This is a genomic window from Paenibacillus turicensis (assembly GCF_017873435.1).
GTDB lineage: Bacteria > Bacillota > Bacilli > Paenibacillales > Paenibacillaceae > Fontibacillus > Fontibacillus turicensis.
In genome coordinates, this window is sequence record NZ_JAGGKG010000004.1 from 63,439 (window position 1) to 76,487 (window position 13,049).

Consider the following 13,049-nt stretch of genomic DNA (forward strand, 5'->3'; position numbering starts at 1 on the left):
CTTTTAAATGATTTGTAGGAGTTAAGCTTCGCTACATACAGAGGGTTGCTTCACTCACTGTTAAAACTAAAATTTATATTATTAATTATTATTTTATCGTTACTTTACGACCATCCAAGGTTACTCGTCCATCCGCAAACCATGACACAACCTTAGGATATAATGTCGTTTCAATACTGCGAATCTTCGACTCCAAGGATACCAAGGTATCCTCCGCTTCAATCGCAACAGCCTCTTGAGCAATAATTGCTCCAGTATCCATGCCACCATCAACAAAATGAACAGTGACTCCGGTTAGCTTCACACCATAATCAAACGCTTGTCCAATTGCGTTTAAACCTGGAAAGGAAGGCAACAAGGATGGATGAATGTTAATCATTTTCCCTGCATAACGCTCTACTAACACTGGGGTCACTAAGAGCATATATCCCGCCAAAACGATCAGATCAATTTCTCTACGTTCAAGCTCTGCAACGATTTCTAATTCATATTCACTACGATCTTTATAATCCTTTGGATTAAAAACAAAGCTATCAATATTGGCTTGACGTGCTCGCTCCACTACGCGTGAATTTGGCTTATTGCTAACTAACAAGCTTACCTCACCCTGAATATTGCCATCTACCACAGCATTCACAATGTTTTGAAAGTTACTACCACTTCCTGAAGCAAACACGGCAATTTTGTAACGAGAACTCATTATATTTCGATCCCTGTGAAGGTCACTTCACGTTTCCCTTCTGTTACTTTGCCAATCACATATGGCATTTCTCCTGCGTTACTCAACGCTGATAATGCTTTGTCTACTTCATTTTCAGCTACGACAATAACAAGTCCAATTCCCATATTAAAGGTCGTAAACATATCCTTATTGCTTACATTTCCCTTTTGTTGAAGTAAGGAGAAGATTGGTAGAATTGGCCATGTGCCATAGTCTACATTAACATTCACACCCTCAGGTAATACCCGTGGTATGTTTTCGATAAAACCGCCACCTGTTATATGTGCCATCCCTTTTACGTTTACTTGCTCCAGCAATGCCAAAACTGGCTTCACATATAGCTTTGTAGGTGTTAACAACACTTCACCTAACACTTCATTGTTAAGCTCTGGAACAGTATCGTGTAAGCTATAGCCATGATCTTCAAGCAATGTTTTACGAACAAGAGAAAATCCATTACTATGCACACCACTTGCAGCAAGCCCAATAACAACATCACCAGCACTGATTGTACTACCATTTACGATTTTACTTTTATCAACTACACCTACTGTAAAGCCAGCAATATCATATTCCCCTTCGGCATACATGCCTGGCATTTCAGCAGTTTCTCCACCAATTAAGGCGCAGCCTGACTCTTGGCATCCGTCGGCGATCCCAGCTACAATTGCTTCGATTTTCGCAGGAATTACTTTATCGCAAGCAAGATAATCGAGGAAAAATAAAGGTTCAGCTCCCTGCACTACGATATCATTTACACACATCGCTACGGCATCAATGCCAATCGTATCGTGCTTATCCATCGCAAAAGCGATTTTCAGCTTTGTTCCTACTCCATCTGTTCCTGATACAAGTACAGGCTCTTCGTACTTTTTATTGTTTAGTCCAAATAAAGCACCAAAGCCGCCTAAATCTGTCATAACCTCAGGTCTAAATGTCCGTTTGACATGGCTTTTCATCCGTTCTACAGCTTCATTTCCCGCTGCAATATCTACCCCGGCATTTTTATACGCTTCTGACACGAAAGGCACGCTCCTTTAGTTGGTTGAAAGTATTATTGAGATTTGATGAAAACGAATGCTTAGTGCTGATAAGGAAGATGTTACTGTACAGAGAGTTCTTACAATCGCTGTTAAAGTCTTCATTCCATGAATTAAATTTTATTGGTAAAATAAAGTCTTTAAAGGCGAGCACTTCGTTTTTCCAGAATCTCTCTATCCATCCACTCTTCTTCTTATCAGTCTGATGAAACCACTCATTTTAAGATCAAATCTCTCTTACACTGGTGAGTATGAGAATTTAGTAAGACATAGTTAGAGGAAGATGTTACTGGACAGAGAGTTCTTTCAATCGCTGTTAAAGTCTTCATTCCATGAATAAAAATTTTATTGGTAAAATAAAGTCTTTAAAGGCGAACACTTCGTTTTTCCAGAATCTCTCTGTCATCCACTCTTCTTCTTATCAGTCTGATAACAATCACTCATTTTAAGTTCAATTCTCTCTTACACTGATTATGCTGTTATTATGCTTGATGGCTAACAACTACAGCCAAATTTTTCTTCTCCATCAAAATGGGTTTCGGTTGGGTATTCATTATCAAAGCAAGCCATGCATAGACCGCCTTTATAATCACCCTTGTTTTCTCCGCCCACGGCTTCGATTAAACCTTCATTACTTAAAAATACTAAGGAATCTGCATTAATCTCTTTGCAAATTTCTTCTATCGTTTTCGAGGAAGCGATTAGCTCCGCTCGATCTGGGGTATCAATGCCATAAAAGCATGGATTTTTAAATGGCGGTGAAGTAATACGTACATGCACTTCTGTTGCCCCTGCTTCACGCAATAAATTCACAATGCGGCGAGAGGTTGTCCCTCGCACGATGGAATCGTCGATCATGACGACACGTTTGCCTTCGACGACACGACGTACTGCGCTCAGCTTCATTTTGACCCCTTGCTCACGTAGCTCTTGGCTTGGTTGGATGAAGGTTCTGCCTGTATATTTATTTTTGATTAAACCAAGCTCATACGGAATTCCCGTCTGTTCGGCATAACCGATTGCCGCGGAAATACTGGAGTCAGGCACCCCTGTCACCACATCTGCATTCACAAATGATTCCTGTGCTAGCATTTGCCCCATCCGTTTACGTGCAGAATGTAGATTAGCGCCATTCAAATCACTGTCAGGACGTGCAAAATAAATATATTCCATCGCACACAACGCTTTACGACCTGCTTCGGTGTAACGATCTTCACGCATTCCATCCTTATCAAGCACTAACATTTCACCAGGTAAAATATCCCGAACGGTTTGGGCACCTATTACTTCAAATGCACACGTCTCCGATGAAAATAAATACGCATCTCCCAATCTTCCTAGCGAGATAGGACGTAAGCCGTTAGGATCACTAGCTACAATGAGCTTGTCATTGGTCATAATTAAGAAAGCAAAACCACCTACCAACTGACGAAGGGCATCTTTTGCCGCCTCAACAAAATCCTTAGAAGATCTAGCAATTAAATGGGCAATGACCTCTGTATCACTTGTCGTCTGAAAAATGGAACCGTTTTGCTCTAATTCACGACGAATTTTAGGTGCATTTACGATATTGCCATTTGTTGCTACAGCTAAGTCACCGTCACGATATTTGAAAATAAGTGGTTGTGCATTCTGAATACGACTGTCCCCACTTGTTGAGTAACGAACATGACCAATCGAACGGTTACCTTGGAGTGACAAAAGCTTATCACGGTCAAATACTTCCTTTACTAAGCCCATTTCCCGATGATAGTTAAAATTCACGCCATCCGATACACACATCCCAGCACTTTCTTCGCCACGATGCTGCAACGCATGTAGCCCATAATAAGACAATGAAGCGGCTTCGGGGTGACCAAACACCCCAAAAACGCCGCACTCCTCTTTTAACGTATCAAAAATATCGTCGCGCCCAGTACCTTCGTTGTAGTAATCGCCAGTCCATAGCGTGTGTTCGACTTCACGTTTTACTTCATCAGACATGGAATAACATCCTCCCAGACCTGCTTCAAGCCTGCAACTGGTCTGTTCAATGTAGCTGCGCCGTTTACTTGTACCTCTAGCGTTGTCCCTGTCACTATACCAATGTTAGCAACTGGCACACCTCTGGAAGCAATAAATTGTTCAAGCTCTGCTGCCTGCGCTGGGGATGCGGACAACAAAATACGGGACTGAGTTTCACTGAACAAAGCAACATCAGGACGAAGACTCGTTTCTAGTTGTACCTTAGCGCCAACATTGCCACTAATACAGCTCTCTGCAAGTGCAACAGCAAGTCCACCTTCTGCCAAATCATGAGCCGACTGCACAAGACCTTGTTGAATTGCACCCAATACTGTTTCAAGTAGGCGTTTTTCTGTATCCAAATCAATTTGTGGTGGACGACCTTCTGTTACCCCATGCACCACGGCTTGGAACTCAGATCCACCTAGCTCTGCCAAAGTATCGCCCAATACTAAAATGACATCACCTTCATTTTTAAAGCCTTGGGTCGTAATATGATCAACATCATGCACAAGTCCAACCATACCTACGACTGGAGTAGGGTAAATTGCACCCTTTGCATTTTCGTTATATAAGCTAACATTACCGCCGATAACTGGTGTGCTTAACACGCGACAAGCTTCTGCCATACCATCAACGGATTTTTCCATTTGCCAAAAAATATCACTTTTCTCAGGGCTACCAAAGTTTAAGTTATCTGTAATCGCAAGTGGTTCTGCACCAGAGCAGACGATGTTACGTGCCGCTTCACTAACTGCAATTTTTCCGCCCACCTCAGGATCAAGGTAAACAAAACGTCCATTACAGTCTGTTGTCATCGCAAGCGCCTTGCGTGTGCCACGAATCGTTACGACCGCCGCATCTGAACCTGGCGCAACCGCTGTGCTCGTACGAACCATATAGTCATATTGGTTATATACCCATGCTTTACTTGCTACCGTTGGTGAAGATAACACTTGCTCAAGTGCTGTACCAAGATCACTTACTTCGTCATAACGAAGTGTGTCTACCGTTGCATTTTGCTCATAATAAGCAGGCACTGTTGATGGTTTGTTATAGATTGGGCACTCATCTACAAGTGCGGTTACAGGCATATCACCAACAACCTCACCATGATGAATTAACTTCAAGCGACCGTCATCCGTTACTTTACCCACCTTGGCGCAAATGACACCCCAACGCTCAAAAATTTCTCTCGCCTGCGCTTCATCCTTTGGCTCAACCACAAATAACATACGTTCCTGAGATTCAGACAACATCATTTCGTATGCAGTCATGCCCTCTTCACGTTGTGGCACTTGGTCAAGGTATAACTCAAGACCGTTCCCTGCTTTACTTGCCATTTCAGCACTGGAGCATGTTAAGCCCGCAGCACCCATATCTTGAATTCCAAGCACGATCCCTGTATCAATCAGTTCAAGACATGCTTCCATAACGAGCTTCTCCATAAATGGATCGCCAACCTGTACTGCGGTACGTTTTGCTTCAGATTCTTCTGTTAATTCCTCAGATGCAAAGGTTGCACCATGAATGCCGTCACGTCCAGTAGGAGGGCCGACATAGAAGACAGGGTTACCTACCCCTTTTGCCACACCACGTTGGATTTTATCGTGATCGATTAAACCTACGCACATGGCATTTACAAGCGGATTACCTTCATAGCTCTCATCAAAAACAACCTCGCCACCCACAGTAGGAATCCCAATACAGTTCCCATAACCTGCAATCCCTGATACCACATGCTCGAACAAATATTTGGTACGTGGTTGATCTAGTTTTCCAAACCGAAGGGAGTTAAGAGATGCAATCGGTCTAGCTCCCATGGAGAAAATATCACGAATGATCCCACCCACGCCTGTTGCTGCACCTTGGTACGGCTCCACTGCGGACGGATGGTTATGACTTTCAATTTTAAATACAACCGCTTGGTTGTCGCCAATATCTACAATTCCTGCGCCTTCACCTGGTCCCATCAGTACACGTTCACCTGTTACAGGGAAGCGTCTAAGCAATGGCTTCGAGTTTTTGTATGCACAATGCTCAGACCACATTACGCTAAATACACCAATTTCAGTGTAGTTTGGCTTGCGACCAAGGAATCCACAAATCAAATCATATTCGCTATCTGAAACACCCATTTGTTTGTAAATTTGTTGCTCCGCAATTTGCTGTGCTGTTGGTTCCTTAGCGGATACTTGCTGACTCATGGCGATCCCTCCAAGCTTGTAATATCGAAGTAAACATCAATTTTCCATCCTCTGATCCAAGCAGTGTATCTACCGCACGCTCAGGGTGAGGCATCATTCCTACTACGTTACCTTGTTTATTTGAAATTCCTGCAATGTCCTCTAACGAACCATTAGGATTGTTTACATATTTAAAAAGAATTTGCTTGTTATCTTGCAGTTCTTTTAACGTTGCGTCATCACAATAGTAATTGCCTTCTCCGTGTGCAATCGGGATATTGATTTCTTGTCCTTTTGCATAATGGGAGGTAAACGGATTTTCATTGTTCTCCACACGAAGCACCGTATCATGACAACGGAACTTCAATGAAGTATTACGAAGCAATGTTCCTGGCAAAAGTCCTGCTTCCGTCAAAATTTGGAATCCATTACAAATCCCTAAAATAAATTTACCTTTCTCTGCTGCTTTAGCTACTTCATTCATGACAGGTGCAAATCTAGAAATCGCACCACAACGCAAGTAATCTCCGTAAGAGAAACCACCTGGAACTAAAATACAATCATAAGCTGACAAGTCAGTTGCGGTGTGCCATACATAATCAACAGGTTGTCCAACGGTATCTTCTACTGCTTTGTAGCAATCGATATCACAGTTGGAGCCGGGAAATACGAGTACTGCGAATTTCATGAATCAGCCCTCCAATTCAAAGCGATATTGTTCCACAACGGTGTTCGCGAGCAGCTTTTCACACATTTCAGTGACTTTCGCTTCTGCTTCTTCACGATTATCTGTATCTAAATTAATTTCGAGATATTTTCCGATACGAACACTGTCTACCTCTTGAAATCCCATAGAATGAAGTGCCCCTTGTACAGCTACTCCTTGTGGATCTAAAACGCTTTGCTTGATCGTGACATAAACGGTCGCTTTAATCATAATCTCGTATTCCTCCTAGTAATGGGTGGTGGTTGCTGGATTATACAAAATGATTGTTGAGGGCTGAGAGGGGGCTACGGACAAAGGGTTGTTTCGAGTGCTCTTAAAAACTAATTTTTTTATGATCGTATATGCTAAGGATAAAATTAGTTTTTTAAAGGCACGCGCTTCGCTTCTCCACAATCCCTTTGTCCTTCCGCCCCTGCTTTCGCCTCTCAGCAGAATCGAAATTTGTATGCTCCAGCAATTGATGTTGCTGTATATGGCTGAGAGGGGGCTACGGACAAAGGGTTGTTTCGAGTGCTCTTAAAAACTAATTTTTTTATGATCGTATATGCTAAGGATAAAATTAGTTTTTTAAAGGCACGCGCTTCGCTTCTCCACAATCCCTTTGTCCTTCCGCCCCTGCTTTCGCCTCTCAGCAGAATCGAAATTTGTATGCTCCAGCAATTGATGTTGCTGTATATGGCTGAGAGGGGGCTACGGACAAAGGGTTGTTTCGAGTGCTCTTAAAAACTAATTTTTTTATGATTGTATATGCTAACGATAAAATTAGTTTTTTAAAGGCACACGCTTCGCTTCTCCACAATCCCTTTGCCCTTCCGCCCCTGCTTTCGCCTCTCAGCAGAATCAAAATTTGTATGCTCCAGCAATTGATGTTGCTGTATATGGCTGAGAGGGGGCTGCGGGCAAAGGGTTGTTTCGAGTGCTCTTAAAAACTAATTTTTTTATGATTGTATATGCTAATGATAAAATTAGTTTTTTAAAGGCACCCGCTTCGCTTCTCCACAATCCCTTTGTCCTTCCGCCACTGCTTTCGCCTCTCAGCAGAATCTACTTTTTGCACCTCCAGCAATTGAATATGCTGTAGATAGGTTGGCATTTGCTAACAAAACCGCAAATGCACGTTACTTTAGCTTCAAGTTGCTTTACGCTGATGAGTGAGTTTACTTAACAACTGGAAACAAGCTTAATTTTCAGGTAGCTCTGTTTTAATTCTCTCTATCCTCAAACGTGTCTAGCGGAGGGTCAAAAGATTCTGGAAAAGCGTAGCGCTCGCCTTTATTCCCAGATTTAAACCCTGCTTAAACCATTTAAGGAAATCTGGGAATAACAGCGATTGGAAGAACTTTTGACCTGACGCCCTTAGACTCCCCTTTAGATATGTGCCCCTGTTAACCGCGCATAAATATCGCGATAACGCGCAGTCGTTTCCTCTACAACATGTGCTGGGAGTGGATCGGGTTTGCTTTGCTTGTCCCAATCGCTAGTTGCTAGGTACGCACGCACAGGCTCTTTGTCCATACTGTCAATTTCGACATCAAGTGCGTATTGCTCCCTTGCCCAGAAGCGGGAAGCATCCGGGGTGAAAATTTCGTCAATCAAAATCACTTTACCATCAATGAGTCCAAATTCTAGCTTGCAATCGGCAAGAATGATGCCTCGTTCTTCGCAATAGCTACTAGCATATTGATACAACATAATGCTTTGACTTCGAAGCTCCTCAGCAACGGCTAAGCCAACCATGTCAACCATAACTTCAAACGATATGTCCTCGTCATGTCCAACATCATTTTTGGCAGCAGGTGTGAAGATTGGAGTCTCTAGCTTGTCGTTTTTGCGCAGGCCTGCTGGCAACGGGATACCGTTGATTTCGCCCCCCTGCTGGTACTGACGCCAGCCGCCACCAGTAATATAGCCTCGAACAACACACTCGATATCAATACGCTCTGCTTTGCGGGTAACCATGATCCGATTTTTTAGTAGCTCTCGATATTGTGGCTTTATAATATGCTGTAGTTGGTCAATATCGGTATGAATGACGTGATTATCAATTAAATGCGTAGTTAGCTCAAACCAGTAGGCACTTAATCGGTTAAGCACATTCCCTTTATCAGGGACAGCAGGGTCAAGCACGTAATCAAATGCAGAGATCCGATCACTCACCACGATTAAATAGTGTTCTCCTAGATCATAAAGCTCACGTACCTTGCCCTTGTAGAGCAATGGAGCGTCGATCATACCTTCTGCTGTTGAAATTGCTTGTGAAGACGGCGACATCGTTTGGTTTCCTCCTTAGTGAAGATTAAATTAAGCCTAGCTTTTTGAAGATTGTATCCACATGTTTGAGGTGCCATGCAGGATTAAAGGCATCTTCGATTTCTTCCTTGCTTAGTACTGAAGTAATGTCTTCGGTTTCTTCGACGATGTCGCGGAATTGACGACCTGTCTCCCATGCTTGCATCGCACGTGGTTGAACGGTGTCATATGCTTGTTCACGGCTGTAACCTTTGTCAATCATTTTGGTCATTAGGCGTCCAGAGAATGGCACACCGTAAGTACGACCCATGTTGCGCTTCATGTTTTCAGGGAATACCGTTAAGTTTTTCACGATATTACCAAAGCGGTTGAGCATATAGTTCAACAGCATCGTTGCATCTGGTAAGATGATACGCTCTGCAGAGGAGTGGGAAATATCACGCTCATGCCACAGGTTTACATTTTCATATGCAGACATCATGTGTCCACGGATGATACGAGATAAGCCTGAGATGTTTTCACAGCCGATTGGGTTACGTTTGTGTGGCATTGCAGAGGAACCTTTTTGACCTTTTGCAAAACCTTCCTCAACCTCACGGAACTCACTTTTTTGTAATGCACGAATTTCTGTCGCAAATTTATCTAAGGAAGAAGCAATCAATGCCAACGTAGCTACATATTCAGCATGACGGTCACGTTGTAATGTTTGGGTAGAAATTGGCGCTGCACTTGTGCCTAGCTTGCCACATACAAATTCCTCAACAAACGGATCGATATTGGCATAAGTACCTACTGCACCAGAAATTTTACCGTATTGCACATTGTCAGCTGCTCTGCGGAAACGCTCCAGGTTACGTTTCATTTCCTCATACCAAAGCGCCATTTTCAGTCCAAATGTAGTTGGCTCAGCGTGAACACCATGTGTACGTCCCATCATTGGCGTGTCTTTGTAGGCAACTGCTTTTTCTTTTAAAATCGCAATGAAGTTTACAATGTCTTTTTCCAAAATTTCATTCGCTTGCTTTAGAAGATAACCTAGTGCTGTATCTACCACGTCCGTAGAGGTTAAGCCGTAATGCACCCATTTACGTTCCTCGCCTAAGCTTTCAGATACCGCACGTGTAAAGGCAATCACATCATGACGTGTTTCCTGTTCTATTTCATAAATCCGATCCATATCAAATGTCGCTTTTTCTCTAAGTAATGCTACGTCTGCTTTTGGAATTACACCTAGTTCTGCCCAAGCTTCACAAGCACAAATTTCAACTTCAAGCCATGCTTTAAATTTATTTTCCTCTGTCCAAATTGCTCTCATTTCCGGTCTGCTATAACGTTCTATCATTGATTCTGATTCCTCCAAATGTTAGTTTGTTGTATCCATAAAAGTGCTGCTTCTACATCTTTACACAGCAAGTTGATATGTCCCATTTTGCGCTTTGGGGCGGTTCCCTCTTTCCCATACAAATGAACCTTAGGCACAACGTCATCTAAGATGATTTCTGCATGTTCCGCATGTTCCGCATGTTCTGCATATTCCGTGTCTATAGGATGTCCATCTTCAGGTAACCATTTTCCCGTTAGCAATCTAGCCTGAACTTCTTCCACATGCTCCCCAAGCACATTGACCATTACGACAGGAGTTAATAATGTTGCTTCTCCTAATGGCAAGTTGCAAATGGCACGCACATGCTGCTCAAATTGTGACGTTGTACAAGCCTCCATCGTATAATGACCTGAATTGTGTGGGCGAGGTGCCAACTCATTGACATATAGTTCTCCAGCTTCGGTCAAAAACAATTCAACTGCGAGTAGCCCAACCATACCAAGGGATTCAGCAAGGTTAACTGCAAGTGCATTTGCCTTCTCTAAAATATTTTCACTAACTCTAGCTGGCACAATGGAAGTGTGCAAAATATTATTTATATGAATGTTTTCGGCTACAGGGAACGTTGAAATTTCACCCTGTGGGTTACGTGCTGCGATCACAGATAACTCTTTAATAAAAGGGATAAATTGCTCTAGCACTAGCTCTGTTCCACCTTGACTTAACTGTGCAAAGGCGGGTTCAATTTCCTGCTCTGATCTGATCACCCATTGTCCTTTACCATCATAACCACCTGTTGCTGTCTTTAGCACAGAAGGTAAACCAAGCTCATCCACAGCACTGCGTAAATCTTGCACATTTTGAATAACTGCATAAGGAGCAACCTTCACGCCTGCCGCCTCAATCGCTTGCTTTTCTCGAATCCGATGTTGGGTGGTATATAAAAGCTTACTGCCTTGTGGCACATAAGACGACTGCTCCAGCAACTCAGCAACCTGTGCATCTACATTTTCGAATTCATACGTAATGACATCCGATACTTCTGCTAGCTTCCTAGCTGCGTCCTGATCGTGATAAGCCGCTACAATCTGCCTCGCAACTTGTCCACAAGGTGACTGAGGTGTGGGATCTAAGGTCACAAAGCGATAACCTAGGTTCGTTCCCGCTAATGTCATCATACGGCCAAGCTGTCCACCACCTAATATGCCAATCGTAGAACCAGATGGAATTGTTTTATGCTCCTTCGTTTCCTTTGTTTCCCTTGTCATACCGTTTCTCCTAACTGATCACTGCTAGCTAATACTTCACTCTTAATTTGCTCACGACGCGCATGTAGTCGCTTCATCACAGCTGGCTCAAACACACCAATCATTTGTGCCGCTAACAATCCTGCATTGATTGCACCAGCTTTGCCAATCGCAACCGTCGCAACGGGGACGCCACCAGGCATTTGTACAATAGAAAGCAGCGAATCTAATCCATTTAAAGCCGCAGACTTAACTGGCACGCCAATGACGGGAACCAATGTTTTTGCTGCAACCATTCCTGGAAGATGCGCTGCACCTCCTGCACCTGCTATAATAACCTTCAGTCCTTTTTGTTCTGCTTGCTCTGCAAATTGAAACATTAAATCAGGGGTACGATGTGCGGAAACAACTTGCTTCTCATACGGAATTTCAAGCTCCTCTAATACACGACATGCATGAGACATCGTTTCCCAATCGGATGTACTGCCCATAATTACTGCCACTTGTGCTGACATGATTCAACCTACCTTTCGCTTCATTAACAAAGCAACCAATAAAAAAATCCGGCAAGCTCTGAAAGATTTTATATTCTCAGAATTTCCGGATATCAATCGTTAATACGCAAGCTTTAACAGCCAAAGCTATAAAACTAAACAACTATACAGCCTATAGCTTTACATACGTATCAACTCGTAGTCCGAAAATTTACGGTAATCGGGTAGAGACTTCTGGGCCATATCCCCAGCTTTATACGAGGTACATAAAACGTTATACATCTTCACACATTAATATTAGAATAATGCTCAGCATATAACATGTTATTATACATATTTTTTTGCATTTCGACTTTTTTCTTCTCTTATTCTAACAATTCCTGCCCGACTATGTCAACTAAAACACGAACATTTAACATTCACATAACAATAATGTTCGTTTTTTAACCATATAGATTTTGATATAAAAAAAGAATGCATTTTTCTTTTACAGAGGGGACTTGTTATACTTTAGTAAATAGCTAATTAAATGAATCTGATGGGTGGATAAATAATTATGAATGTAGTAGAGCAATATTGGAATGATTATGCAAATAAAATGAATTTGAATATAGAGATGCCAGCGGCCTGGATGTTTGGTGATGGTTCAAAGGAAATGGGAGACGAGTTAGGGCAACTAGTTGTAAAGGGGCTAAAAACAGGCACCTGCTCTGCTCATTGTGTCTATGAATTAGAAAACGAAGAGCCTCCTAAAGAAGGGCAATACGATATTGTTTTAGATGGTAGTAATCAGCCGTTAGCGATTATTCAATATACAAAGATTGAGCTAGTTAAAATGAATGAGGTCACCCCTGAGTTTGCCAAATCAGAAGGTGAAGGTGACTTAAGCTATAAGTATTGGTATGACGAGCATGTTAAATTTTTCACATGGAACCTAGGTCTATTCAACCTTACCTTTAGTGACGATTTATTGCTTACTTGTCAGACGTTTAAAGTCGTAGATATTGCTAGCCGGTAGCTACGATCCAGAGAGTTCTTGCAATTGTTGTTAAAATT

The 13,049-nt window shown here is 42.4% G+C and carries 11 protein-coding genes and 1 riboswitch; of the genes, 1 reads left to right on the plus strand and 10 read right to left on the minus strand.

Annotated features, from left to right (window positions below):
• Positions 1 to 88: 88 nt before the first annotated feature.
• The 10 genes from purN to purE form a co-directional block, all read right to left on the minus strand.
• Positions 89 to 700: a phosphoribosylglycinamide formyltransferase gene (gene purN / locus J2Z32_RS05905; protein ID WP_210088255.1), complete on the minus strand. Its 612-nt coding sequence runs from the start codon at positions 698 to 700 to the stop codon at positions 89 to 91.
• Complete coding sequence (gene purM, locus J2Z32_RS05910; protein WP_210088256.1) at positions 700 to 1,743, minus strand: phosphoribosylformylglycinamidine cyclo-ligase; 1,044 nt, start codon at positions 1,741 to 1,743, stop codon at positions 700 to 702. Before purM ends, purN begins: the two co-directional genes overlap by 1 nt.
• 513 nt (positions 1,744 to 2,256) lie before the next feature.
• Entirely contained in the window at positions 2,257 to 3,744 is a 1,488-nt protein-coding gene (gene purF / locus J2Z32_RS05915) for an amidophosphoribosyltransferase (protein WP_210088257.1), read from the minus strand.
• Positions 3,729 to 5,972 carry a phosphoribosylformylglycinamidine synthase subunit PurL gene (gene purL, locus J2Z32_RS05920; protein ID WP_210088258.1) on the minus strand — a complete coding sequence of 748 codons (2,244 nt, stop codon included), beginning with the start codon at positions 5,970 to 5,972 and terminating at the stop codon, positions 3,729 to 3,731. Before purL ends, purF begins: the two co-directional genes overlap by 16 nt.
• On the minus strand, positions 5,950 to 6,639 hold the full coding sequence (gene purQ, locus J2Z32_RS05925; RefSeq protein ID WP_210088259.1) for a phosphoribosylformylglycinamidine synthase subunit PurQ: 690 nt from the start codon (positions 6,637 to 6,639) through the stop codon (positions 5,950 to 5,952). The genes purL and purQ overlap by 23 nt, the downstream gene beginning before the upstream one ends.
• A gap of 3 nt (positions 6,640 to 6,642) precedes the next feature.
• Complete coding sequence (gene purS / locus J2Z32_RS05930) at positions 6,643 to 6,888, minus strand: phosphoribosylformylglycinamidine synthase subunit PurS (RefSeq protein ID WP_210088260.1); 246 nt, start codon at positions 6,886 to 6,888, stop codon at positions 6,643 to 6,645.
• A 1,158-nt stretch (positions 6,889 to 8,046) separates the two neighbouring features.
• Complete coding sequence (locus J2Z32_RS05935) at positions 8,047 to 8,949, minus strand: phosphoribosylaminoimidazolesuccinocarboxamide synthase (protein ID WP_210088261.1); 903 nt, start codon at positions 8,947 to 8,949, stop codon at positions 8,047 to 8,049.
• A 25-nt stretch (positions 8,950 to 8,974) separates the two neighbouring features.
• Positions 8,975 to 10,270 carry an adenylosuccinate lyase gene (gene purB / locus J2Z32_RS05940; protein ID WP_210088262.1) on the minus strand — a complete coding sequence of 432 codons (1,296 nt, stop codon included), beginning with the start codon at positions 10,268 to 10,270 and terminating at the stop codon, positions 8,975 to 8,977.
• Positions 10,267 to 11,520 carry a 5-(carboxyamino)imidazole ribonucleotide synthase gene (gene purK, locus J2Z32_RS05945; protein WP_210088263.1) on the minus strand — a complete coding sequence of 418 codons (1,254 nt, stop codon included), beginning with the start codon at positions 11,518 to 11,520 and terminating at the stop codon, positions 10,267 to 10,269. The genes purB and purK overlap by 4 nt, the downstream gene beginning before the upstream one ends.
• Entirely contained in the window at positions 11,517 to 12,014 is a 498-nt protein-coding gene (gene purE / locus J2Z32_RS05950; protein ID WP_210088264.1) for a 5-(carboxyamino)imidazole ribonucleotide mutase, read from the minus strand. Before purE ends, purK begins: the two co-directional genes overlap by 4 nt.
• 158 nt (positions 12,015 to 12,172) lie before the next feature.
• Positions 12,173 to 12,274: riboswitch (purine riboswitch) on the minus strand.
• Positions 12,275 to 12,549: 275 nt separating this feature from the next.
• Here purE and J2Z32_RS05955 point away from each other — a divergent pair.
• Entirely contained in the window at positions 12,550 to 13,011 is a 462-nt protein-coding gene (locus J2Z32_RS05955; RefSeq protein WP_245251237.1) for an ASCH domain-containing protein, read from the plus strand.
• The last annotated feature ends 38 nt before the right edge of the window (positions 13,012 to 13,049 follow it).